General features: G+C 47.2%; 27 protein-coding genes and 1 pseudogene. 19 read left to right on the top strand and 9 right to left on the bottom strand.

Features of this window, described 5'->3' with window-relative positions:
• Positions 1-58: 58 nt before the first annotated feature.
• The 8 genes from Q0218_RS03945 to hemW all read right to left on the bottom strand — a co-directional run bounded on the left by Q0218_RS03945 (position 59) and on the right by hemW (position 4,982).
• The gene (locus tag Q0218_RS03945) at positions 59-205 is read right to left on the bottom strand and encodes a hypothetical protein (protein WP_297966434.1); all 147 of its coding nucleotides are present in this window, start codon (positions 203-205) and stop codon (positions 59-61) included.
• Positions 206-227: 22 nt separating this feature from the next.
• Positions 228-383: a hypothetical protein gene (locus tag Q0218_RS03940; protein WP_297966431.1), complete on the bottom strand. Its 156-nt coding sequence runs from the start codon at positions 381-383 to the stop codon at positions 228-230.
• Positions 384-387: 4 nt separating this feature from the next.
• Positions 388-495 (bottom strand): VOC family protein, encoded by a 108-nt coding sequence (locus Q0218_RS03935; RefSeq protein ID WP_297966427.1) that lies wholly within the window; start codon positions 493-495, stop codon positions 388-390.
• A gap of 125 nt (positions 496-620) precedes the next feature.
• Positions 621-1,640 (bottom strand): hypothetical protein, encoded by a 1,020-nt coding sequence (locus Q0218_RS03930; RefSeq protein WP_297966424.1) that lies wholly within the window; start codon positions 1,638-1,640, stop codon positions 621-623.
• 10 nt (positions 1,641-1,650) lie between these two features.
• A complete protein-coding gene (gene queA / locus Q0218_RS03925) occupies positions 1,651-2,679 on the bottom strand; it encodes a tRNA preQ1(34) S-adenosylmethionine ribosyltransferase-isomerase QueA (protein WP_297966391.1) in 1,029 nt (342 codons plus the stop codon).
• A 25-nt stretch (positions 2,680-2,704) separates the two neighbouring features.
• Positions 2,705-3,460 carry a twin-arginine translocase subunit TatC gene (gene tatC / locus Q0218_RS03920; protein ID WP_297966389.1) on the bottom strand — a complete coding sequence of 252 codons (756 nt, stop codon included), beginning with the start codon at positions 3,458-3,460 and terminating at the stop codon, positions 2,705-2,707.
• Positions 3,460-3,864, bottom strand: a complete 405-nt coding sequence (gene tatB, locus Q0218_RS03915; protein ID WP_297966387.1) for a Sec-independent protein translocase protein TatB — start codon at positions 3,862-3,864, stop codon at positions 3,460-3,462. Before tatB ends, tatC begins: the two co-directional genes overlap by 1 nt.
• 65 nt (positions 3,865-3,929) lie before the next feature.
• Entirely contained in the window at positions 3,930-4,982 is a 1,053-nt protein-coding gene (gene hemW, locus Q0218_RS03910) for a radical SAM family heme chaperone HemW (protein WP_297966385.1), read from the bottom strand.
• A 331-nt stretch (positions 4,983-5,313) separates the two neighbouring features.
• Here hemW and Q0218_RS03905 point away from each other — a divergent pair, with 331 nt between their 5' ends.
• Complete coding sequence (locus Q0218_RS03905; RefSeq protein ID WP_297966382.1) at positions 5,314-5,961, top strand: hypothetical protein; 648 nt, start codon at positions 5,314-5,316, stop codon at positions 5,959-5,961.
• A 275-nt stretch (positions 5,962-6,236) separates the two neighbouring features.
• On the opposite strand, the gene Q0218_RS03900 is transcribed toward Q0218_RS03905, so the two are convergent.
• Positions 6,237-7,187 carry an AraC family transcriptional regulator gene (locus Q0218_RS03900; RefSeq protein ID WP_297966380.1) on the bottom strand — a complete coding sequence of 317 codons (951 nt, stop codon included), beginning with the start codon at positions 7,185-7,187 and terminating at the stop codon, positions 6,237-6,239.
• A 113-nt stretch (positions 7,188-7,300) separates the two neighbouring features.
• Here Q0218_RS03900 and Q0218_RS03895 point away from each other — a divergent pair, with 113 nt between their 5' ends.
• The 18 genes and pseudogenes from Q0218_RS03895 (at position 7,301) to Q0218_RS03810 (ending at position 24,518) form a co-directional block, all read left to right on the top strand.
• Entirely contained in the window at positions 7,301-9,262 is a 1,962-nt protein-coding gene (locus Q0218_RS03895) for a TonB-dependent receptor (RefSeq protein WP_297966378.1), read from the top strand.
• A gap of 87 nt (positions 9,263-9,349) precedes the next feature.
• Positions 9,350-10,486, top strand: coding sequence for a PepSY-associated TM helix domain-containing protein (locus Q0218_RS03890; protein ID WP_297966376.1), 1,137 nt, complete (start codon positions 9,350-9,352; stop codon positions 10,484-10,486).
• Positions 10,487-10,525: 39 nt separating this feature from the next.
• Complete coding sequence (locus tag Q0218_RS03885; RefSeq protein ID WP_297966374.1) at positions 10,526-11,287, top strand: hypothetical protein; 762 nt, start codon at positions 10,526-10,528, stop codon at positions 11,285-11,287.
• Between the two features lie 227 nt (positions 11,288-11,514).
• Complete coding sequence (locus Q0218_RS03880; protein WP_295140599.1) at positions 11,515-11,982, top strand: RNA pyrophosphohydrolase; 468 nt, start codon at positions 11,515-11,517, stop codon at positions 11,980-11,982.
• Positions 11,982-13,181 (top strand): aspartate kinase, encoded by a 1,200-nt coding sequence (locus Q0218_RS03875; protein WP_297966372.1) that lies wholly within the window; start codon positions 11,982-11,984, stop codon positions 13,179-13,181. The genes Q0218_RS03880 and Q0218_RS03875 overlap by 1 nt, the downstream gene beginning before the upstream one ends.
• On the top strand, positions 13,178-13,720 hold the full coding sequence (locus Q0218_RS03870; RefSeq protein WP_297966370.1) for a HobA family DNA replication regulator: 543 nt from the start codon (positions 13,178-13,180) through the stop codon (positions 13,718-13,720). Before Q0218_RS03875 ends, Q0218_RS03870 begins: the two co-directional genes overlap by 4 nt.
• Positions 13,721-13,723: 3 nt before the next feature.
• The gene (locus Q0218_RS03865; protein ID WP_297966368.1) at positions 13,724-14,344 is read left to right on the top strand and encodes a DNA polymerase III subunit delta'; all 621 of its coding nucleotides are present in this window, start codon (positions 13,724-13,726) and stop codon (positions 14,342-14,344) included.
• Positions 14,341-15,477: a dihydropteroate synthase gene (gene folP / locus Q0218_RS03860; protein WP_297966366.1), complete on the top strand. Its 1,137-nt coding sequence runs from the start codon at positions 14,341-14,343 to the stop codon at positions 15,475-15,477. Before Q0218_RS03865 ends, folP begins: the two co-directional genes overlap by 4 nt.
• Before the next feature lie 49 nt (positions 15,478-15,526).
• The gene (locus Q0218_RS03855; protein WP_297966364.1) at positions 15,527-16,381 is read left to right on the top strand and encodes an NADAR family protein; all 855 of its coding nucleotides are present in this window, start codon (positions 15,527-15,529) and stop codon (positions 16,379-16,381) included.
• Between the two features lie 32 nt (positions 16,382-16,413).
• A complete protein-coding gene (gene ligA / locus Q0218_RS03850) occupies positions 16,414-18,357 on the top strand; it encodes an NAD-dependent DNA ligase LigA (protein WP_297966362.1) in 1,944 nt (647 codons plus the stop codon).
• Positions 18,347-18,469 (top strand): annotated as a pseudogene (locus Q0218_RS03845) (S4 domain-containing protein); the annotation flags it as partial. The gene ligA and the pseudogene Q0218_RS03845, both read left to right, overlap by 11 nt.
• Before the next feature lie 48 nt (positions 18,470-18,517).
• Positions 18,518-19,462 carry an SAM-dependent methyltransferase gene (locus tag Q0218_RS03840; RefSeq protein ID WP_297966437.1) on the top strand — a complete coding sequence of 315 codons (945 nt, stop codon included), beginning with the start codon at positions 18,518-18,520 and terminating at the stop codon, positions 19,460-19,462.
• Complete coding sequence (locus tag Q0218_RS03835; RefSeq protein ID WP_297966360.1) at positions 19,428-20,306, top strand: bifunctional riboflavin kinase/FAD synthetase; 879 nt, start codon at positions 19,428-19,430, stop codon at positions 20,304-20,306. Before Q0218_RS03840 ends, Q0218_RS03835 begins: the two co-directional genes overlap by 35 nt.
• Positions 20,303-21,007 (top strand): carboxy-S-adenosyl-L-methionine synthase CmoA, encoded by a 705-nt coding sequence (gene cmoA / locus Q0218_RS03830; RefSeq protein ID WP_297966359.1) that lies wholly within the window; start codon positions 20,303-20,305, stop codon positions 21,005-21,007. The genes Q0218_RS03835 and cmoA overlap by 4 nt, the downstream gene beginning before the upstream one ends.
• 565 nt (positions 21,008-21,572) lie before the next feature.
• Positions 21,573-22,646: a transglutaminase domain-containing protein gene (locus tag Q0218_RS03825; RefSeq protein ID WP_297966357.1), complete on the top strand. Its 1,074-nt coding sequence runs from the start codon at positions 21,573-21,575 to the stop codon at positions 22,644-22,646.
• Positions 22,643-22,972 (top strand): aryl sulfotransferase, encoded by a 330-nt coding sequence (locus tag Q0218_RS03820; protein ID WP_297966355.1) that lies wholly within the window; start codon positions 22,643-22,645, stop codon positions 22,970-22,972. The genes Q0218_RS03825 and Q0218_RS03820 overlap by 4 nt, the downstream gene beginning before the upstream one ends.
• Positions 22,965-23,225, top strand: a complete 261-nt coding sequence (locus tag Q0218_RS03815) for a cation transporter (RefSeq protein ID WP_297966353.1) — start codon at positions 22,965-22,967, stop codon at positions 23,223-23,225. Before Q0218_RS03820 ends, Q0218_RS03815 begins: the two co-directional genes overlap by 8 nt.
• Positions 23,226-23,240: 15 nt before the next feature.
• Positions 23,241-24,518, top strand: a complete 1,278-nt coding sequence (locus Q0218_RS03810; protein WP_297966351.1) for a M20/M25/M40 family metallo-hydrolase — start codon at positions 23,241-23,243, stop codon at positions 24,516-24,518.
• Positions 24,519-24,577: the final 59 nt, after the last annotated feature.

The following is a 24,577-nucleotide window of genomic DNA, read 5'->3' as shown; positions in this document are numbered from 1 at the left end:
TGATTTTGCCTTTTTGCGGCGGTTAAGCGGCTAAAATAAAAGTGCTCTGACGCCGCAACTAGTTAAATTTGCGCAGCCTGTCCTCGTCAAATTTAAAACTGGGCCCCCAAGCCACCTCCTGGTAGTATCCGTCCGGATCGGCAAAATACGCGTGATATCCGCCCCAAAACGTATCTTGGGGCTCCTTGACGACGGCGTGGCCCACCTTTTTTGCTAGCTCTATGACGCTACCCGCGTCCTCTTTGTTTTTTTACGTTGTAGGCTAGCGTGATGCCGCCAAATCCGCTGCCTCTGGGCAGATCGTTCTCGTTGATATCTCGCGCCGACACGCCAAAAAAAGGGGGAGGGTAGAGCTCAAATTTAGCCACTGGAGTTAAAAGCACGCTGCTAGTCGTCGTCTTTATAGTCTGTCCCGTAACCTAGGCCGTCTCTGTAAAATTTCAGCGCCCTTTGCATGCTTCGTACGCCTAGGCAGACGCAGGTTATTTTATTCATTTTAGCCTCTGTTGTTTGGGCTTATTATATCATTTTGAGGTAGCGATTTTGGATTAAATTTGACATCATAAAACGAAGCAGGGCGGTTTAACGAGCTTTAAAAATGCTAGTAAAATTTCAAAAAGCTAAATTTTATCCCCGTTTTGCGTCTTAGATTCGTAAGCTTCGTTTAAGACGCGCACGAGCATATCCGGCAAATATGGCTGCGGCAGCGACAGGGCGCGTATTTTTGGATTTAGGCTTGTCTGCGCGCTCGTATTTTTAAGCACGACAAGAGCGATTTTTTTCTCTGCGATATCGTTTTGTAGCGACTCGTCTATGCTTTGCAATAAGCTCTCGTCGATAAAAACGACATCCGGGCGAAAAATCATATCCCGCACGTGGCGTTTTACGACGTCCCATTCGCGGCATGGCTTGACGTCGATGCCGATAAAATCGAGATCCTTTTTCAATGCGTAAAAGGCGCTAGCGTCCGGATGAGCTATGAGGGCGATGAAATTTTTGGGATTTTTTATTTTTATATTTTTCACGGCGTCAAGCTTTCGGCTTGATATTTTGAGCGATATTTCGGTGCTTATGCGAACCGCGTTTCCAAACTCAAACCAGATATCAGAGCCGTTTTTACGGGCGAGAGCTTGCGCTAGTCGGTAAAATTTACGGCTTTTTTTCGACATATTTATATGTATGGCGCAAGGATTTTTATTTACGAAAAAATTGGTCTTGGATGTCGCGCTGATCGTAAATTTGACGTTATCTTTATAGTAATTTGAAAGTAAAAATTTTATCGTTACGGTCGAGTCCGAGACGCTTTTTAAAAATATCTGCGCTAGCGCGTCTATAAGCTTAGCTAGGGCGTCTATATCCGCATAAAATATGCGCGGATACGCAATGTCGTAATCAAAAATCACTCGGTTGCGATTTTTTGCCGCATCTTCGTTTAGCGACGAGGCTAGAAATACCAAACCTCCCGCGATATCGATTTTGCAAGGGTTTTTATCGGAGTTTTGTAGTTTGTACGTTTTTTGCAAAGGGGCAAATTCGATGAAATTTCGCTTTTGCCTACGCGTCCTAGCGTATAAAAAATATCCGACGCATAGCGCGGCGTAAAAGGCGAGTGAGATCAAAAATGCGCCTAAAAAGCTCATCGTCGCCCCTTTAAATAACCAGCATCGCGTCGCCGTAGGAGTAAAATTTGTACTTTTGTTCCACGGCGGTTTTGTAAATCCGCATAGTCTGATCAAGTCCGACAAAGCTTGTAACGAGCATAATTAGCGTTGATTTTGGTAGATGAAAATTCGTAAGCAGGTAGTTTTGGCGGATGGGTTTGTTGTTTAAATTTAAAAACAATTTGCACTCGCCGCTAGACTTGCCGCTTCTAGCAAACTCCTCCACGCAGCGCGTCACCGTCGTGCCTACGCCTAGGATGGGTCTGTTTGAGTTTATCAAATTTTGCGTATCTTGCGGGATGTTGTAAAACTCCGCGTGCATCTTGTGCTGCGTGATATCCTCGCTCTCTACGCCCTTAAACGTCCCCGCGCCCACGTGCAGCGTGAGATAGGCTATCTCCCGGTTTTTGGCTAGGCGCGCGATCATCTCGTCGCTAAAGTGCAAGCTCGCCGTCGGAGCCGCCACCGCGCCTTCGTTTTTGGCAAACACGCTTTGATACCAGCTTTCATCATCCTCGGTGTCGCTTCGTTTGATGTAGGGCGGTAGAGGCACGTGACCGATGTGAGATAGGACTCTATAAAGCGCGGCTGCGTCCAAATACTCGCCGTTTTGGCTAAATTTGACCGTGCGAGAGCCGTCCTCAAAGAGCTCGCAGACCTCGGCGGTTAAATTTCGGTCGAAATTTAAAACGCTGCCCGCGCGGACCTTGCCTTTTATATAGACGCTAAATTTACCGTCCGCAAGTGGAGAGTTTAGCAAAAGCTCCGTCTCGCCGCCGCTATCTTTTTTGCCGAAAATTCTAGCTTTTACCACCTTTGTGTCGTTAAAGATAATATCGCAAGGCGGTAAAATTTCTGGCAAATCGCCGAATTTTAGATGTGAGATTTTTTCGCTAGCTCGCTCATAGACTAGTAGTCTAGCGTCCTCTTTGGGAAAGGTCGGGAAATTGGCTATTAGCTCCGGCGGTAGCTCGTAGTCGTAGGCGTCAAGCGAGTTTTGGTTTAAAATTCGACTCATTTGGCTAGCCTACTTGCTTTCATGACTATTCGTCCTCTTTTTCTTCGTCGGTTTCCTGCTCGTGCTCTTCGTTTTTAGCCGGATTTACGCGGGCGGCTATAAAGATAGAAAGCCCGTAAAGACCGATGAGAGGCACCGCCATCAAAAACTGGCTGAGGATATCAGGAGGCGTCATGATCGCGGCAAATATAAAAATCACGACGATGGCGTAGCGGAAGGAGTTTTTAAGCATCTTATCATCGACCAGGCCGAGTTTAGCAAGGAAAAATGTGATAACGGGAAGCTCGAAAGCTAGCCCGAAAGCTATTAGGAGCTTGGTGAAAAAACCGACGTATTCGCCTATGCTAGGTAGTGCGGTAAATAACTGCCCGCCGAAGGTAACGAGAAACTCAAAGCCGATAGGTATCACGACGTAGTAGCAAAACGCCGCCCCGACTAAAAACATAAAAGTAGCCGAAACAACAAACGGAATAACATGCTTTTTTTCGTTATCGTAAAGACCGGGCGCGACAAAGAGCCAAAGCTGCCAAAATATCACCGGTAGCGCGAGTATCAAACCTGCAAAAAACGCCACTTGCATCGCGGTAAAAAAAGGCTCTTGTACCTGCGTAAAGATAATGTTGCTGCCTGCTGGCAGGACTTTAGATAGCGGAGCGGTCATCGCGGCTAGCAGCGGTTTCCAAAAGCTAAAGCACGCGATAAACATCGCTATGACCGATAAGACGCTGATAAAAAGCCTTTTTCTTAGTTCTACTAAATGCGGTTTTAGCTCTTCAAACATTACGCCTCTTTTTTCTCGTTATCGCCTAAAACGGCGTTTTTGACCGCTTCGCCCGGGTTTTTGACCGCTTCGACGCTCTTTTTTACGTCGTTTAGGCCGTCCGTGACGCCGCTAGCGACGTCGTTTACGCCCTTTTTGAGCTCGTCAAGCTCCTCAAAGGTAAGCTTTTTTCGCACCGTTTCGGTGGTTTTTGCGATGCTCTCTTTGTATTTTTTCGCGTCCTCTTTGAGTTCTTGGATTTTTATCTCTTGATCGAAACTGCTTTTTGCGTCATTGACCGTTTTTTTGACGGTTTTAAAAAATTTCGCTATCTCTACCATCGCGCTAGGAAGCTTATCAGGCCCCAAAAATAATACCGCGATGACGGCTATGACGATGATCTCGGGTAAGCTCATGCCAAACATTTTTTTATCCTAAATTTTATTTTAAAGCGTTCATTTTATCGTTTTTTATCTCAAATTCGCATAAATCAGCCCGCGATAAATAAAGAAATTTCATCCGCGGTGAGGAAATTTTTGGCGTAATATCGCCCGTTTTTAAATTTTAATTTTCCGCTCTTTTTTAGTAGCAGCGCTCTTTGCTCTTGCTCGGCGTTTAGGCTGTTTTGATCGATGCCGACGACACTTCTAGCGCCTAAAAATATCCGCTCTAAATTTAGCTCGTCCGCGCTTAAATTTTCTATTTTTTTAGCATGCGGATTTTTTACGTAAGCGTTTAAATTTGAAGCGTTATAAAAGCGGCGATCGCGCCAAAATCCGACCGCGTAAGCGCCCAGGGCAAGGTAATTTTTGCCCTGCCAGTAGCCCAGGTTATGCTTGCAAATTTGACCGAAATTTGAGATTTCGTATTGTTTTAGCCCGATTTCTTCGATGCGGTCTATCATAAATTTAGCCAGCCTCGGACTATCTTTTGCGTAGGTTATCTTACCGGCAAATGGCGTATTTTCCTCAAGCGTTAGCGAATACGCCGAAACGTGCGAAACGCCTAGATTTCGGACATTTTGCGCCTCTTGCTGGAGGAGTTTTTTAGTGTCTAGCTTCGTGCCGTAGATGAGGTCGACGTTTATATTTTCTAGCCCTGCCATTTTGGCGTTTGCTACAGCCTCGTAGATCTGCCTCGCGTCGTGGATACGCCCGAGAAATTTAAGCTTATCTTCAAAAAAGCTCTGAGCGCCGAAGCTCACGCGATTTACGCCGTATGATTTCATCTGTGATAGCCACTTTTGGCTTGCAGAGTTTGGATTTGCCTCCGTCGTGATCTCGGCGTTTGCCGCTAGATATGGCGCGACCGTCTCAAATAGCCGCTCGTAGTAGCCCCCGTCCACGGCGCTTGGCGTCCCTCCGCCGATGAAAAGCGTCTCGATCTCGCCGTTTTTTACATCAAATTTTAAAATTTGCTCCCTAAAATCCGCAATCATCGCGTCAAAATACGCGCTCGTTAAATTTCGTTTGCCCACCACCGAGCCAAAGGCGCAGTATGGGCATTTGCTCTCGCAAAAAGGGATGTGGACGTAAAGAAGCATTTTGACCTTTGTTTTTGCCGTATTTTAGCAGATTTTACGGCTTTATCGCGCGGCGTTTGATATTTTGGCGTTTTGGCTTTTGCGCCGGTTTGCGGTAAATTTGAGCGCATCTATATCTGTTTTCCATAATTTTTCTAGCGTAAATTTTGATAAAATATCTAAAATCCGTTTAAAAAGGAAAAAGATGAAATTTTTATTTATATTGTTTTGTGTTTTAAGTCTGCTTTTTGGTGAAGAACGGGAAAGATTGGGTAAGGAGCTTAATGGGCTTTTGGGGTTAGATTGGAGGTGGAGCGGTTCGTGCGAAAATGAGATGCTCTTAAGAGCTAAAATGACCGAGTTTTTAAAATTAGGCGGCGATTACACGCTTAAATTTTTGCAAAATACTAAAGGTAAAAAACCGCATATTGCGGTATCTGATGACGGTAAATTTCGCGCATATTCGGTATTTACCGGCGGAGGAAGCATGGCGTCTTTTTATAATGTCTATCAGTTTGCAGATGGAAAGCGTAACTACGTTGCGGATTTTTTTGACGAGTATATGAAAGAGTGCGACAGGGGAGGCGAGTGCGCATGTTTAAGCTGGTTTAGTCTAGGCGCACCTTATGCAAATAAAATCTACAAAGTCAAGGATGGTTTATATCTAGTCTATAGTATCGCTACTGCTTCTTCCAAACTAGCCGAAGGCGTCGTTAAAGCATTTCGCATTGAAACGGATGGTATAAAACAAGCTAAAATTTTTGTTTATGACGACGGCAGTATCAAATCTTATTACGGAGTAGGTTTTGATTATTTTTCAGTCGTAAACGGTACCGACGACATCCAAGAAAAATGGTATAACGATAAAGTTATCATATATAAAGACGGCGTTTTAAAGGTGCTAAAGGCCGTTTACGCAGACAAATACCCGGACGGCAAGCTTACTAGCCAATATGAAAGCTTTAAATTTGACGGAGAGAAGTTTTTAATCAAACAATAGGAGCGCTAAGCCGCGTAAATTTTATAATTTTTGTCATTTGGTTGCTCTGCGATTTATCAAAAATTTAAACGTATTTTATATTTGCTAAATTTACTATTTTGTTACAAAAGAAATCTATCATAATTGTATTAAAATCGATAAGGTAGAATCTGTTTAAGTTTCTTTGAGCCTTAAAATATTTTATTGCTTGTCGAATTTACGGGGTTTATTGTGATGATTACCTTTAGATTTGTCCTTAGCTTTGCTGTCCCCAAAGCCCCGCAAGAGCGTTAAATTTACGTATAAAATTTCTTTTGTTTTAAAATTTGCGTCGGCAAAACGCCGAATTTTTCTCTAAAAATCTTTGCAAAGTGCGGAGCGCTGGCGTATCCGACGATTTTTGCGGCTTCGCTTACACAGACGTCTCCGCTCTCTAAAAGTTTTTTCGCCGCGTTTAGTCGCTCGGTCGCTAGCAGCCCGTAGATCGTATCGCCAAAGTAGCTTTTAAAGCCCGTTTTTAGTTTAAATTCATTCGTCGCGCACGCTCTGGCTAGCTCTTTTATGCTGGGCGGATTTTGGACGTCGCTTAGTAGAATTTGCCTTGCTTTGTTTAAAATTTTTACGTATTCGTCGCTAAAATCGTGCTTTTTTTCATCGGTTTCTGGCGTTTTGGGCGCGCCTAGGCTTTTGTAGATTAGCTCTAAAATTTTAGCTTCCATAAATATTTCGCGCATCTTGCCCTCAAACTCGCTCGCGGCTAAAAGCTCCCGTAAAATCAGGCTTTGGGCTAAATTTATCTTAGCCGTTTGGATGCAGATTTCGTTTTCTTCGCCTAGATTTTTAAATGCCGCTAGCTCGCCGGCCAGCTCGTTTTTTAGCACGATGCATCGTCCGGCGTAGCTACTGCTTTGATACTCGCAAATGCCCTCAAATCCGCTATCCACGCGTCCCGTCCAAAACTCTCCGGCCTTTAGGCAAAAAGTTTTTTTGCCCGCTTTAAGTCCGGCGTCCCCTCTTGCGTCGTTAAAGAGCAAAAAGCAGTAGCCAGTGCTCCTTTCAAGCCGTCTTTTTACGCTTTTGTTGCAGATTATTTCGCTCCTGCAGTAGCTTGCTCCGCTTGCGCCTTTAAAAAACTCGACCTTGCATTTTCTATCTTGCTCTTGCCACGCGCTTTGTCCGTAGCGCGCCGAATTTTGCGCGATTTCTTGTTCGTTTGCTCGTAAAATATCTTTAAATTCGACCTTCATTTGCTTTTATCCTTTTAGCGTTGATAAAAATACCTCTACCGTTTGCCTAAGTATTGATAATAATTATCTGATTATAGTAAAATAGGGTTTAAATTTAAATAAGGAGTTTAAAGATGAAAAGTATGCCTAAAATTTCTATGCTAGCTTGCCTAGCGCTATCTTGCGCGCAGGCGGCCGATGAAGTAAAACTAAACGAAGTTACCGTAACTAGCGCGACGGGTTTTGAACAAAATATCAAAGACGCGCCTGCCTCCGTTTCGGTAATTTCGCAAAAAGAGATAGCCAGGCGCAACCATCAAGATATAGAAAGCGTCGTAAAAGACGCTCCGGGAGTTTTCGGCGCGACGCTGGGGGCGGCTAGCAGACGCGGTATCACGATGAGAGGCCTTGGTCAAAAATATACTAAAATTTTAATAGACGGTCGTCCTGCGACCAGCGATAGCGCATATAGAGGGCTTCGCGCGGTCGGTAGCTCTCAAAATTTCCTCCCGCCGGCAAACACGATCGAGCGTATCGAAATCGTGCGAGGGCCGATGAGTTCGCTATACGGCTCGGATGCGATGGGAGGCGTGATAAACATCATCACCAAGGGCTTTTCAAACGAATTTAGCGGAAACGTAAACGGCTACTACACGCTTGCGGGCAAAAGCGGGATAAACGACGACTACCAAACCGGCTTTTACGCAAACGGCGCAGTGATCCCGGACGTGCTAGGCATCGCGCTTTACGGACGGTATTTTCATAAATTCGAAGATGAGCGAGCCTTTACGAACCGCAAAAACGAGGACGTAAATTTCGGCGCGAAAATCATGTATAACGCCACCGAAAACGACGAGATAGCGCTGGACCTACGCCGCGTAGTAAATAAATACGAGCGCACCGAAGGCAAGACGCTAAGAAGGGCTACCGGCGATAATACGAGCGTCGCGTTTGAAAAGATGAGCGGATATACCGCCTCGCTCTCGCATACGGGCAAATACGACAAACTGATGCTTGAAAGCTTTTTAACCCACGATCATATGAAAGAAAGCGGACAACAAGATCTCACGCTAAAAACGACGACGCTAAATACCAAGGGAACGTATTTTTTTGATAACAATACGCTAAGTCTGGGGGCTGAATACAGAAGAGAAAGGTTAAACGAAAAGGCAACGACGGCTGATGCCGCAAACGTAAAGAGATATGATTTTTCGCTCTACGGCGAGGACGATTTTGACGTAACCGACGCGCTCACGCTAACTGCGGGTCTAAGGTATAATCACGACAAAGACTACGGCGGACACGTATCGCCGCGCGGATATGCCGTGTATCATCTAAGCGAAAATTTATCGCTAAAAGGCGGCGTATCGGCAGGCTACTCGACGCCTGATATCAAGATGCGAACCGACGGGCTTGCTCTGCCTTTTGCCGGCGGTATGGGAGCGCAGCTGGGTAAAAGCGACCTAAAACCAGAATCCAGCCTAAACTACGAGGCCGGCGTCGCGTACGGGGACGAGAGCCTTAACGTCTCGGCGATGGCGTTTTATACGCGGATAAAAGACGGTCTAGGCACGAAGCCCGTTTGCGTCGCGCGACCGGGCGTTCCTTGCGTGCATAACGGCAAGACCTATAGGCGCGGCATCTGGGAAAGCGTAAATATCGGCAAAGCCGAAGTAAAGGGCGTCGAGCTCGCTTCAGACTGGCAGATCCTATCAAATTTAGCCCTGCACTCAAGCTACGTTTATACTAAATCAAAGCAAAAATCGGGCGCGTACGAGGGTAAATCTCTAAACAATCTACCCGTACATACCGTAAAAATAGGTCTTGACTATGATATGACGCCCGATCTAAATTTATGGACGCAGATGAACTATCTGGGCAAAACCAGAGCCGTTTACGGTCTACCAGGTGACGAGGAGATAAAGGATTATACGCTATTTGACGCGGGCGCAAGCTACAAGCTAACTAAAAATGCGAGCGTAAATTTTAGCGTTTATAATATCTTTAACGAATACGTAACGACAAAATCGGGACGCTATGAAATTTTAATCGCCGACGGGGTTAAATATAGGCTCGGATTTAACGTAAATTTTTAAATTTAGCCGAATTTAAGCAGGGCGGTGCGTAGCGATCGCCGCCCTGCTATCGGTTTTTAAAATTCGAGCTTAAATTTAAGGAGAAAGATGCCGTTTTTAAAGAGAAAGAAATTTTGGTTTAACGTTCATTTGATTTTAAGCCTAGCCTGTGTTTTGCCGCTGCTTATCGTCGCTCTGAGCGGCGCGGTCATATCCTATCACGACGAGATTATAGACCTTGCAAACTCGCAAAAAACCTTCGTCGAGCGAGGCGAAAAAGAGCTTAGTGCGAGAGAAATTTTAGATATTTTTAAAGCTAGGGAACCAAATTTTACGCTTAGCTACTACAAGATTAACTCGGACGCAAATCACGCTATAGGCGTATCTGGCACGAATGCTAAAGGCGAGTTTAAGTCGTATTTTATAAACCAATACACGGGCGAGATAACGGGCGAAAATTTCGGCGATAAATTTATCGGACTAATGTTAAATTTGCATACTAACTTAGGCCTTGGACTTAGCAAAAACGAGACGTTGCGGCTTATAGGCAAGCATATCGTCGCGGTTTACTCTATCGCTTTGGTTATCTTGGTTATATCTGGATTGATAATCTATTATCCTAGTTTTAAAACTAAATTTATGCGCGCGTTTACTTTAAAAATCAAGGCCAAAGGCTATGCGTTTTTGTACAGCCTGCACGGATTTGCGGGCGTTTATCTTTGTTTATTTTTGGCTTTTATGAGCGTTACGGGGCTTTACTGGTCGTACGACTGGGCGGCAAAGCTCGTAAATAACGCGCTTGGCGAAAAAGAAATTTTTAGAAAAAAGAGCTTTACGCAAGTGCGAGGATTTTCGCTAGAGGACGAGGGCAAGATAGCAAATTTACAGGCCGCGATAGATATTTTTAAACGAGATAGAGAGGATTACGAGCTTTTTAACGTCATCACGCAAGAAGATGGCGAAAATTTTATGATATTTTACTTTGACAAAGGACTGGAAGAGGACGATAAGGTAAATACGATGACGATAAACGCCGCCAAAGGGCAAATTATCAGACACGCGAGGTTTGACGACGCCAAAAGCTCGATGCCAAGGCCTTTTGCGATTCATAAAGCGGTTTTGAGCTTGCATTCGGGATATTTTTTGGGCGCGGTCGGTAAATTTATATTTTGTTTAGCTTCGGCGTCGGTTCTATTTTTCGTTATAAGCGGATTTTGGATGAGCTTAAAACGGCTCAAAAGATAAATTTGATAAAATCGCTCGAAAAAAATTAAAAGGCTAAATATGCGAGTGATTTTAGACGGATTTGACGGCTCTTTTTTGCCGATTTTGCAAAGCTTTAAGGTCGTGATGCCGGGCCTGCAAATAACTGGTATCGAGGAGATCAGGCAAAGCGTCAAGGAGATGCCGGGCGAAGACGCGGATAACACGGACGCTATCAACGTAAGCGAGCTTTTTGCGCGGCAAGACGAGCGGGACGAGCTTTTGCCTGATGGATCTTTGTTTTTGCAGGACGATAAATTTGACGAGAGCGGCGAGGCTACGGCGGTTAAATTTGATGAAAACGCTAAATTTACAAATGTGCGTCAGGCGATTAACGGTGCCGAATTTGAGACAAATTTAATGCCTAAGAGCGAGCGAAAAATAGCTTTTGCGCAGGAGCAAATTTTACAAGACAGGCCGCCTGTCGCGTCGTATCAAGAGAGAAGTCGCGAGGAAAAGGCGATTTTGGAAACCGGCTCTTTAAGCAAAGCGCCTAAAACCGCGGTTCTAGCTGGAGGCGCGCAAACTACCGCTAAGCAAGAAGCTTCCGTGTTTGGCGGAGCTACTCAAACGGCCCCATTTGGCAAAGCGGCTACCTCAAACGATGCCGTAAAAGCGGCTGTTTCAGATGATTTTGCGCAGGCTGCGTTGTTTGATTTTAACGAGCCTGGGCAAAATTTGACGTCGCGCGCCGAATCCAAAACCGCGCTTGAACGCAAAAAACACGAAAGCGCGAGTCTGTTTACCGACGAAGAGGTGCGGGCGATACTGGAGCTAAAATAGGCGGCTCAAATTTAGCTATCAAGGCGGTAAAATTTGACGGATGACCAAGCAAAAACGCGCAAATTTTACCGCGCCGCAATGTGCTGTAAGAAGTAAAATTCGTAGTTTAAAAATTTAAATAAAAATTTTAAGCCTAAGCGTCAAATTTTTCCGCTAACCTCGCGATATTTAGCTATATCTTAACTATTTTTCGTTAAAATCCGCAATTAAAAATTCTCGGAAAAAATATGGAAAAAAAATATAGACCAAACGTCGCGGCAGTCATACTCGCGCCTTCTTACCCGTTTGATTGTAGGATATTTATCGCGCAAAGGTGCGATATGACGGGTATCTGGCAGTTCCCGCAGGGCGGCATAGACGAGGGCGAGACGCCGCAAGAAGCTCTAAAAAGAGAGCTAAAAGAGGAGATAGGCACGGACGAAATAGACGTGCTTAGCGAGTATCCGCAGTGGCTTAGCTACGACTTCCCCGAGGGCACGACGAGTAGGAAATTTTATAATTTCGACGGGCAGACGCAAAAGTATTTTCTAGTTCGACTGCGTCCTAGCGCGAAGATAAATATAAATACCAAAAAACCCGAATTTAACGAGTATAAATTTATAAACTCAAGCGAGGTTTTAGGCGACGTAAACCACTTCAAAAAGCCGATTTATAGCAAGGTTATCGGCTACTTTAAAGAGAAAGGATTTATCTAATGTTAATCGTCCAAAAATACGGCGGCACGAGCGTAGGGACGCTTGAGCGGATAGAAAACGTCGCCGCTAGAGCGATAGAGGCTAAAAAAAGCGGAGCGGACGTCGTAGTCGTGGTCTCGGCTATGAGCGGCGTGACTAATCAGCTGGTGGAGTACGCCGAGCATTATACGAAAGCTCCCGATGGCGTGGCGATGGATATGCTGCTTAGCTCCGGCGAGCGCGTTACCTGCGCGCTTTTAACGATAGCGCTGATAAATTTAGGCTATCCCGCAGTTGGTCTAAGCGGTAGGCTAGCAGGCATCATAACAGATAGCGTGCATACCAAGGCTAGGATCGAGGCGATAGATACTAAGCGTATGAAGGAGGAGCTAAAGGCGGGCAAGATCGTCGTCGTAGCGGGCTTTCAGGGTATAGACGAAAAGGGCGACGCGACGACTCTGGGACGAGGCGGTAGCGACCTTAGCGCAGTAGCTATAGCAGGCGCGCTAAATGCGGATCTTTGCGAGATTTATACCGACGTAGACGGAGTTTATACCACCGATCCTCGCATCGAACCGAAGGCTAAAAAGCTAGATAAAATCAGCTACGACGAGATGCTAGAGCTTGCCAGCCTAGGCGCAAAGGTGCTGCAAAACCGCTCGGTCGAGCTAGCTAAAAAGCTAAACGTAAATTTAGTCACCAGAAGCAGCTTTAATCACAACGAAGGAACACTAATAACAAAGGAAGAGAGTATGGAAGCAGTGCTAGTAAGCGGTATCGCGCTAGATAAAAATCAAGCTAGAGTAACTTTAAGAGGCGTGGTCGATAAGCCGGGCATCGCGGCTGAAATTTTCACCGCGCTTGCGGAAAAAAACATAAACGTGGATATGATAATCCAAAACGTAGGTCAAGACGGTACGACGAATCTTGGCTTTACCGTACCGCAAAACGAACTTCACGTCGCAAAAGAGTGTATGGATAAACTAAGCGCGTCAAGAGAAATTTTATACAACGACGAGATAGTTAAGGTCTCGGTCGTGGGCGTAGGCATGAAAAGCCACACGGGAGTGGCGTCTCTAGCCTTTCAAACGCTAGCAAACGAAGGTATAAATATCCAAATGATCTCCACGAGCGAGATAAAAATCTCTATGATCGTCGATCAAAAATACGGTGAGCTAGCCGTTCGTGCACTACACGAAGCTTATAAACTCGATAAATGAGCGATTTTATAAAATGGACGCTAGAAGCCATTCGCGAGGAGGGCTCGCTGATGAGCTGGATGGAGGAGAGGCGTACCGAGTGGACGCCTTTGCTCGCCTCGAAGCTTAAATTTTTACTAGAAGGGCGTGCGTTTATCTTGATAACCGATAGCGAGCGCGGCTGGTTTGAGGAGTATTTTTTAAAAAATATAAACAAACCCACGAACGCTCGCCCGGTGCTACCTTTTTTCTCGTTAAAGGCGCTTTATCCCTCTTTTGAAAATATCGGCTCAAAAGAGGAAGTCTCGCTGCTTTTAGATATGCTTAGCCTTGCTTTTCCAAACGGTTACGTGTTTTTTTACGTCGGCAAAAGCGCGGATAAAAGCTCGCAGATCGCCAAAGGCAAGGACGATAGCTACATGTGGCTTTTTGACGAGCAGGCGCAAAATAGCTTTTATCTTAGCTCCTCCGACGGCGCGCTAGATATCAAGCTTTTGTCGCTGTTTAGGCTCTTTGATAAGAGCATAGACGCCGCTTTATTTGCGAAAGTAACGCTTTAGTCTATGCGAAGCAAAATCGTAATCACGAGCGATTTTGAAGCCTTAAAAGAGGAAATTTTAGGGCTTTACGGCGTAAATTCGGCTAGATTTTTTTTTGCCGAGGACTTTTTGCTAGAAAACGCAAAAGAGGTCGCCGCCGAGGCCTACATCGCGGAGAGCGAGCCCAAACTACTGGTTTTAGGCGCTAAAAATTTCCGCGTCGAGGCTCAAAACTCTCTACTAAAAATCATCGAAGAGCCGCCTAAAAATATCTTTTTTATCATAGCCTGCGAGTCGAAAAATATGCTCCTGCCGACCGTTCGCTCGCGCCTAGTTACCGAAAACAGACTCGAAAAAAAGCAGCGCGAAAAAACGGGACTGGATTTCAAGCGTCTGGAGCTAAAAGAAATTTGCGCGTTTATCGATGAAAAATCAGCGCTCGAGCGCTCCGAAAAGCTCGGCAAAAACGACCTAAAAGAGCTAATCGCAGCCATAGCTCTGGAGGCTACGGCGCAGGGGGTCAAATTTAGCGCCGAAGAGCTTGAGTATTTTTTCAAAGCTGTGCGCCTAGCCGAGCTAAATACCAAAACCCACGCGCTTCTTACGCCGATACTTCTTATGATTTACGAAAAAGGGTTTAGATGAAAATTTTTAAAATCAATCCGCAAACTGATTTTAACGAGATTTGCGAGATTATCCGTCCTAGCGACGAGGGGCGAAATTTGATGAAAAAAAAGTCGGCGATCAACTTTTTTTTGATTAAAGATTTGCGCTCGCCGGCGGCCAATATCCTAAAGCAAGACGCGCTAAGCGTGGGCGCGGAGCTCGTGACTAACCGCGACGTGATTCTGGGCGGAGCAAATTCGGTCGCGCTTTTAATGGCTACCGATGCGCAAGTTCTTGCGCTTGCCAAAAAAGAGGCCGCTCAGGATTTCGGGCTAAAAAATTTGGCTAAATTTTTAAAATCTCCGTTTAAAAAACCGCAGCGCGCGCAGATAATGGGCGTCGTAAACGTAAATGAAGATAGCTTTAACGCTGCAAGCCGCGTGAACGAAAAAAGCGGCATAGCTCGCATCGAAGAGATGATCGAGCAGGGTGCCGAGTATATCGACGTGGGTGCGGTGAGCTCGCGGCCCGGTAGCAAATACGTCGGACGCGAGGTCGAATTTGCCAGACTGGAAAAGATCGTCGCCGAAATTTACCGCCTAAATTTGCACGAAAAGGCGATATTTAGCCTAGATAGCTTTGATGCGTACTGCCTAGAATACGCGCTAAATCACGGCTTTAAGATGATAAACGATATCACGGGCGACGTTAGCCTCTGCGCTCTAGCGGCGCGGTACGGCGCGAGCTACTGCCTCATGCACATGCAAAATAGCCCCGAAAATATGCAAGATAACCCGCATTATGATGATTTGCTAGGCGAGATAGACGCGTTTTTTGAGGCTAAGATCTCCGCGGCGCAGGATCTTGGATGCCGCGATATCGTGCTAGACGTAGGAATCGGCTTTGGCAAGACGGCGGAGCAAAATATGATTTTGATAAAAAATTTAGAGCATTTTTTGCGCTTTGGTTTGCCGATCTTAGCGGGCGCTAGCAGAAAATCGGTTATAAATTTTTATAGTCCTAGCGAGATAAAAGACCGCTTGCCCGGCAGCCTCTATCTGCATCTGGAGGCCTTTAGAAACGGCGCGCAGATCATCCGCACTCACGACGTGGCCGAGCATGCGCAGATGTTTAGACTGGAAAACGCGATGAGAAAGCTCGCGGTGCGCTAAGGCACGCTAAGGGCGAAATTTGGGCGATTTGCAAAAACTAGGAGGTAAAATGAAAAATCTATTGCCCCCGCTATGGATCAAATTTCCGCATATCTCAGCGTTTAGCATCGGCTGGAGGATGGGCTACGGCGAGGATTATAAGGTTAAATTTAACGATTGGTTTAAGGCTCTTAGCGAAGACAAGCGGCACGAGTATATGCGCCTTTTCCCAGAGCCTGCGACATGGCGCGGATACTGGAACAATACGGCGGGCGAGGACGAGAGCGCGCTGATTGAAAACGGCGAGGATTTTTTGATCGACATTTGGGAGCGCGAGCCTAGATATGATCTAAAATGGCTCAAAAAGCGATACGGCGCCGGTAAGGCGGACAAATTTTTGCTATTTTGGGGCCATCAAAAAGAAGTCCAGATCGGCGCTAGCTGCCTAAGCCAGCGGTATCCGTCCGTATTTACCGAGAGCGAGAGATACGTTTGCGCCGAGCAATACATGACGGCTAAAAAGGCCGAATGTTTCGGCGATACGGAGATTTTAGAGAAAATTTTAGCCGCAAAAGACCCAAAGAAGATGAAAGACCTGGGCAGGCGGGTGCGAGACTTCGACGCTGATTTTTGGGACGAGATAAAATTTGGCGCCTCGTTAAACGCAAATTATTTAAAATTTAGCCAAAATGAGGATTTGCGCGAATTTTTGCTCTCTACGAAAGATAAAATTTTAGTCGAGGCTAGCCCTCACGATAAAATTTGGGGCATAGGCATGAGCGCAAACGAGCAAAACGCGCAAAATCCGGCAAAGTGGCGCGGACAAAATTTACTGGGATTTGCGCTGATGAGAGTTAGAGACGAGATAGCTAGGGTTTACGAGAACGTGCATTTGTGCGACGCTAGCGAGCTAATGCAGCGCTAAATTTAATAAATACGCAAAATTCGGAGTAAAAAATGACGAAAAAAGAGTACGAAACCGCAGTCGATACGCTAAACGCGTGGGCGAAGGCCTACTACACCGACGACGCGCCTATAGCCACCGACGAGGAGTACGACGGGCTTTATCATAAAGTACTTGATTTTGAGAGGGCAAATCCCGGTGATATCTCGATATTTAGCCCGACAAAGCGCGTGGGCGGCGAGGTTAGCGAAGGCTTTGTCAAGGCTCGCCACGGCGCTCGTATGTGGTCGATGGAGGATATTTTTAGTTTTGATGAGCTGCTAGCGTGGCTAAAGCGCGGCGACAAAGAGGGGCTGGAGTTTGCGCTTCAGCCTAAATTTGACGGCGCAAGCTTAAATTTACTCTACGAAAATGGCGCTCTGGTGCGAGCTATCACGCGCGGCGACGGCATAACGGGCGAGGACGTAACTAGCAACGCCAAAGTCATCAAAAATATCCCGCTGCAAATCGCCTATAACGGCAGGATCGAGATCCGCGGCGAAGTCGTGATCGCTAAAAACGACTTTGACGAGATAAATTTCGCCCGCGCGCAAAGGGGCGAGCCGCAGCTATCAAATCCTAGAAATGCGGCCGCCGGCAGTCTGCGCCAGCTAGATAGCGCGGTAACGGCCTCGCGCAGGCTAAGGTTTAAGCCATGGGGCTACGGCGAGCAAAATTTGAGCCTTGAAACCTACTCGCAGATGATGGAATTTATTTATTCGCAGGGCTTTGAGCGCGAGGAGTTTTTTAAAATTTGCCGCACCGCCGAGCAGATCGAGGATGCGTATAAACAGCTCGTAGCGCAGCGAGATAGTAAGCCATTTATGATGGACGGCCTCGTGGTGCGCGTGCAGAGTATCGCGGCTAGCGAGGAGCTGGGCTACACGGAGAAATTTCCTAAATTTATGGTCGCGTATAAATTTCCCGCGATCGAAAAGACCACGCGGCTGCTTGACGTGGCGTTTCAGGTCGGACGCAGCGGCGTCGTGACTCCGGTGGGCGTGCTAGAGCCCGTAAATATCGACGGCGCGACCATCAAGTCCGCCACGCTGCATAACTTCGACGAGATCGAGCGCCTAGGCGTGCAAAAGGGCGACTTTATCAGCATTATCCGCTCGGGCGACGTGATACCCAAGATCACGGGCGTTTTTAAACAGCGCAGAGACGGCTCGCAAACCCCGATAGAGAGGCCGCGCGAGTGTCCCGTATGCGGGTCTATGCTGCTAGACGAGGGCGTTTTTATCAAGTGTCAAAACCTCGAGTGCAAGGCTCGCGTGATAAATTCGCTCATACATTTTGCGAGTAAAAAGTGCCTAAATATCGACGGTCTGGGCGAAGCGATCGTAAATCAGCTTTTTGAGGCGGGCTTGGTCGCTAAAATCGCCGACATTTACGAGCTTACGGCGCAGGATTTGGCGAGGTTAGAGGGCTTTAAAGATAAAAAGATCGCAAATTTGCTCGGCGCTATCGAGGCTAGCCGAAGGCCCGCTCTACACAGCTTTATAGCAAGCCTTGGCATCGAGCATATCGGCGAGGTAGCGGCCAAAAAGATAGCGCAAATTTACCCGCAAAACTGGCGCGAGCTAAGTTACGGCGAAGTCGCCGCGATCGAAGGATTCGGCGAGGCGATGGCGGAGAGTTACGCGGAGTTTATGCAGGTAAACAGGCAAAATTTGGATGAAATTTTGCGTTTTGTTAGCCCGCAAGCGCAAATTTACGAGACGAAGCAAAGCGCGATAAGCGGCAAAACGTTTGTGATAACGGGCACGCTTAGCAAGAGCAGGGATGAATTTAAAAGGGTTTTGGAAGCAAACGGCGCGAAAGTAAGCGGCTCGGTAAGTAAAAAAACCGACTTCGTGCTTTACGGCGATGAGGCGGGCAGCAAGCTGGATAAAGCACGCGAGCTAGGCGTCGCTACGATAACCGAAGACGAGCTAAGGCGGATGATTGAGATTTGATCTATTTGTCGCAAGCCGCCTAAATATCAGCCGAAACAAAGCCGCCGAGCTCATAAAAAACGGCAAAATTTTGCTAAACGGCAAAATTTGTTATAAACCTAGCTTTGAGGTGGGCGAATTTGATAAATTTGACGGCTCGGACGGACTAAATTTAGACGGTATGGTAAGCGTAAATTTAAATGACGGCAAAAACGGCGGCGCCAAAAAGAGTGCGGCAGCGGAAACTAAAAATTTACGCGAGGCAAATTTGACGGACGCAGCCCAAACTGAGGGTGAAAAAGCTCGTATCGGCGAGCAAAATTTAAACGCAAACGGCGCAAAGATCGAGCTCGTCGGCGAAATCTACGTCGGACGCGGCGCGCTAAAGCTAAAAAGCTTTTTGGCGGCTTGTCCGATAGAAATTAAAGATAAAAACGCCCTAGACGTAGGCTCAAGCACGGGCGGATTCGTGCAAATTTTACTTCAAAACGGCGTAAAAAGTGTCACCGCGCTTGATGTGGGCAGCTCGCAGCTGGATAAAAGCCTGCGAGCCGATTCGCGCGTGAAAGTGGCTGAAAATACCGACGTGCGCGAGTTTGCGGCAGGGTTTCAAAGCTCGGTCAAAGACGCTAAATTTGATGGCTCAGAGCAAAATTTAAAAACCCGAATCGAGCCGAATTTAAATCCCTGTAAACCAAATTTTGCCGAGCAAGACGTATTTTTAAATGAGCCAAGCGGAGACGCTCTTGCGTCCTCAAATTTAGCGCCGAAAGCCAAAGACGCCGAGCCTGACTCCAGCACCCCAAAAAACGCCTTGAGAAAATTTGATCTCATCACCTGCGACGTGAGCTTCATCTCGCTTAAAGAAATTTTGCCCTCTATCGACGCGCTAGCGGGCCAAAACTGCGACATTATCCTGCTTTTTAAGCCGCAGTTTGAGGTCGGCAGGAGCGCTAAACGAAATAAAAAAGGGGTCGTAACGGACGCAAAAGCCGTGCGCGAGGCGAGGGCAAAATTTGAGCTTGCGGCGGCAAATTTGTGTTGGATAATGCGCCAAACGCTTGAATGCGAGGTAAAAGGAAAGGAAGGAAATGCCGAATTTTTCTACGCTTTTAACAAAAGATAATATCACGGCCGTGGCGATCGGGCACTTTGACGGCGTGCATCGCGGCCACAAGGAGCTTTTAAAGCACCTGGGCGAGTACGGCGGGCTGGTCGTGATCGATAAAAATAAGGCCAACATCACGCCCGGCCTAAAGCGCGCCGAATACTCTCGCTACCCGTGCTTTTTGTATGATTTTAACGAGATCAAAGGGCTTAGCGGCGAGGAATTTATCGCGCTTTTGAAGCGGGATTTTAAAAATCTGCAAAAAATCGTCGTCGGTTTTGATTTTAGATTCGGTCGCGGCAGAGCGTGGGACAAGTATGATTTAGCGCGCATTTTTGACGGCGAAGTAGAGATAGTAGACGAGTTTTGCTTCGAGGGCATGGGCGTGCACAGCTCGGCCATACGCGAGTACATCAAGCAAGGCGAGATCTACAAGGCAAACCTTTTGCTAGGGCGCGAATATTCAATCGAAGGTCGCGTGGTAAAGGGGCAGGGCATCGGCTCGCGCGAGCTCGTACCGACGTTAAATTTGGACGTCAAAAGCTACCTTTTGCCGCGCGAGGGCGTATATGCGACGAGAACTCGCATCGGCAACAAAACATACGGCTCGGTTACCTTTATCGGCAACCGCGTGAGTACGGACGGCAACTTTAGCGTCGAGACGCACGTGCTAAACGAAAATATCGCGGATGCCGGTAGTGTCGCGGTTTGCTTTATCAAGCGGCTGCGCGATAACCGTAAATTTGCAAGCCTAGAGGAGCTAAAGCGTCAAATTTACATCGACATCAAGCAGGCGATGGAGTTCGTCGGCGTATGCGACCTTTATATCGCCGGCGCAAATGCTAAAAGGAGCAAAGCGTGAAGGACGAAATCTTTAAAGAACCGATAAAAAAGCAGTTTGAATTTGACGCGAGCGTGGCGTCGGTGTTTGACGATATGATCGGGCGCTCGGTGCCGTATTACGAGGCTTCTCAAAAGCTGATCGCCGATTTTTTAGCGCAAATTTTACCGCAAGGCGCAAGCGCGATAGACCTTGGTTGCTCGACCGCCTCGATGCTGCTAGCCCTTTGGCGCAAAAGAAGCGATCTCGCGCTAAAAGGCGTAGATAACGCGCCTGCCATGTTGCAAAACGCGCGCGCCAAGATAGAGGCCTACGGCGCTAGGATCGAGCTTGAGCTAGCGGACATTTTAGAGTGCGAATTTGACGCGCAGGGCGCCGTTTTGATGAACTATACGCTACAGTTTATCCGCCCGCCTAAGCGTCAGGATTTCGTGGCTAAAATTTACCGCGCGCTAAATGACGGCGGCGTGTTTGTTTTTAGCGAAAAGCTCATTTTTGAGGACAAGACGCTGAGCAAAAATATGATCGAAATTTACGAAAAATACAAGCTCGAACAAGGCTACTCGCGCTACGAAATCGCGCAAAAACGCGAGGCGCTAGAAAACGTGCTCATACCATACACCGAAGCGGAAAATAGAAATTTGGCGCTTAGCGCGGGGTTTAGAAATGTGGAGTGTATGTTTAGGTGGGCGAATTTTGCGACGTTTGTTGCTTTTAAATAACGGCTTGTCTTTTGAGCGTCTTTGAATGAGTTTGAAATTTTAAGTCTGCGGCAGACTACTTGTCTAGCCTTGACTTAAAATTTCTGCACAACATTCAAATCCATCTCAAAATACTTCGCCTTATCGTTTTACGCTCAAATTTGAAGTCAAATTTGCAAATTTTATCCGCCGAGACCCGCACCTTGAAAATGCTAAATTTAAATTTGTGACGTGACAGCGCCAGATAAACCTGCGCAAAGCGCAGCAACCTCTCACGTCGTAGGGGTTGGGGGATCGTTAAGGGGGAAGGGAGTGACTTCGTAATTCAAGCCCCTTCCCCCTTAACAAGAAAGATTAAATTTGGTACGCAGCGTTAAATTTGACAAAACCAAATTTAGCATCGTAAAGACTCGGGTCTCGGTGCGTAAAATTTAAAAATTTATCCAAATTTAGCCAAGTCAAATTCTAAAATCGCAAGGTGCCCAAACGACTCGCGAAAATACCACTGTTTAAAGCCAAATTTAGCCTTTCTTAGTAAAATACTGCCAAGAGTTGCGGGACAACTATTATTTATACAAGGCATTTCATGCAAAGACGCGATTTTTTAAGAAACACTGCGATTTTAGGCGCCGTTATGGCAACTCCGAGCACCGTTTTTGGAGAGAGCAAGACCGTGGGCAACAAGAGGGTTTTTGACGTAACTCTAAATCACGAAATTTTAGAGGCGGGCAAGAAAACCAGGCTGTGGATACCGCTGCCGTTCATCAGAGAGTATCAAAGCGTGAGCGACATTAAATTTGACGGCAATTTCGCTAATCCGTCGGTAAATTATGGTGCGATCCCGACGCTTTACGTGGACTACGCCGAGGTGGTAAAGCCGACGCTTAGCGTTAAATTTAGAGTCGAGACTTTCGAGCGAAACACAGATTTTAGCAAGGTTGAATTTAACCCGAACGAAAAGCTAAGCCCTGAGACGGAATTTTATCTAAAACCGACCCAGCACATCCCAAACGACGGCATCGTAAAGCAAAAAGCCGAGGAGATCACTAAAGGCGTAAAAGGCGATCTAGAGCGCGCGAAGGCGATCTACACGTGGGTGGCAAACACCATGCAGCGCGACAACAGCATCCTAGGCTGCGGTACGGGCGACGTAAAAGCGATACTTGAGAGCGGCAAGCTGGTGGGCAAATGCACCGACATAAACTCCGTATTCGTAGGGCTTTGCCGCGCCGTGGGTATACCTGCGCGCGAGATTTTCGGCATCAGAGTAGGGCAGAGCAGATTTTCAAACGAGATGGGAAAAGCCGACGAGAAGGGGCTCGCAGCGATCTCGGGCGGTCAGCACTGCAGGGCGGAATTTTATCTAAAAGGACACGGCTGGATACCGGTCGATCCCGCAGACGTCGCGAAGGTGCGTCTAGGCGAGAAGCTAAGCAACGACGATAGCAAGCTCGCCAAAGTCCGCGAGTTTTTGTTCGGCAACTGGGAGATGTGCTGGATCGGCTTTAACGACGCGCGCGACTTCGTGCTATCGCCGAAGCCTGCGGAATTCCCGCTAAATAACTTCGGCTATCCTTACGGCGAAGTGGACGACAACGTGCTAAATTATTATTCTCCGAAAGATTTTAGCTACGACTACAAGTCTCAAGAGGTCAAATGAAGGGCTTTTGGCTAGCTCTGGCGTCGGTAATAAGCGCGCTGGCGGCGACTCTTTGCTGCCTGCCCGCGCTTTTATTTTTGATTTTCGGCGCTTCATTTAGCCTGCTAAGCTCTGAGGCCATAGAGAGCCTAACTGAGCTGAGGCCCTATTTTACCGCACTTGCCGCGATCTGTTTTGCGGCGAGCGCGTTTTATTTTTTCAAAAAGCCAAAATCCTGCGATATCGCAAATCGCCGCAAAAAATGGATCTTCATCTACGTTTTTTTAGCTATTTTTGTGATTATTCTGCTATCATACCCCGAAGTTTTAGGAAAAATTTATGAATAAAATTCTATCTATTTTACTGCTTGCAAGCGTGGCGTTTGCAAATCAAAATTTCATCATCAAAGTCGATGGGATGCACTGTCCGCTGTGTACGGCGATGGTGCGAAAAGCCCTGCTAAACGTTGACGGCGTCATCAGCGCCAAGGCTAGCCTGCACGACAAAACCGCTCGCGTCGAGACGAAAGAAGGCGTGAGCGAGAAGCAGCTGCTAGATGCGGTGGCGACGACGGGCTACACGGGCGAGATAGTTAAGTAAATTTAAGGAGCAAACATGCAAAAAAACGAGGTTATGAACGATTTTAAGAAGCTGTGCGAGATACCGCACTGTAGCTGCGAAACGGAGCAGATGAGGGAGTTTTTAGCGGATTTTGCGCTCTCCCAGGGCTTTAGCGTAAACGTCGATGAGGCGGGCAACATCCATGCCGTAAAGGGCGAGCCTAAAATTTGCCTGCAAAGCCACTACGACATGGTCTGCGTGGGCGCGGCGCCGAATTTACAGCTCATCGAAGAAAACGGCATCCTAAGGGCGAAAAACTCGACTCTGGGCGCTGACGACGGTATCGGCGTGGCGATGATGATGGGTGCGATGCGGGAGTTTGCGAATTTGGAGTGCCTATTTACCAACGACGAGGAGGTCGGGCTCGTGGGCGCAAACGCCTTTAAAGGTAAAATTTTATCGCCCAATCTGCTAAATTTAGACAGCGAAGAGGACGACCGCGTGACGCTAGGATGCGCCGGCGGTATAAACGTGAGCGCAAAAATCGGCGCCGCGAGCGTCAAAAAGAGCGGTAAAATTTACGAGATCGGCGTCACCGGGCTTAGCGGCGGGCATTCGGGCAACGAAATACACAAAAATATCCCAAACGCGACGAAGCTGCTGGCGAAATTTCTCGCCGAGGAGGGCTGCGAGCTGATCAGCCTTGATTTTGGCGAGAGGAGCAACTCGATCCCCGCAAATGCCGTGTGCAAGGCGCTCTGTGCGCATGAGCCAAAGCAGCGCGGCCTAGCGTGGGTAAAGAGCCTAGGCGAGGGCGAAGCGGACGTGTTGGTAAATGGCGGCAAAATTTTAGCGCTAATCAACTCCTTCGCCCAGGGCGTGCGCAGCTACGACACCGAGCTTAATATGGTAAATGAAAGCATAAATCTCTCGACCGTTAAGCAAAAAGAGGGCGTGATCGAGTTTGACTTTTTCGGACGCGCGATGAAGCGAGAGGGGCTCGAAAATCTGGGCTTTGAGACTAGCACTTTGGCTAGTGCGCTGGGCTTTGAGGTCAAAGTAACCGATCGCTCGGCGAACTGGGCGCCGCACGTCAGCGACTTCGCGCATCTGGTGCTCGAAGAACTGCAAAAACAAAAACCGCAGGCCAAATTTGCTGCCGTGCACGCAGGTCTTGAGTGCGGCGTACTGGTCGCAAAACAGCCCGAGCTGCAAGCCTGCTCCATAGGCCCGAATATCCACTCGCCTCACTCCGTAAACGAGCACTGCGAGATAGCGTCGGTGGAGATGATGGCGGAAGTCGTAAGAAATATAATCGCTAGGCTTCAGTAGCTAGGAACGGCTTGTCTTTTTGTCCTATACTTCGTTGGATTTAAATTTTACTCGGTCAC

The sequence above is a fragment of the uncultured Campylobacter sp. genome (assembly GCF_938039245.1).
Taxonomy (GTDB): Bacteria; Campylobacterota; Campylobacteria; order Campylobacterales; family Campylobacteraceae; genus Campylobacter_A.
This window is presented reverse-complemented; position numbering and strand designations above follow the sequence as displayed.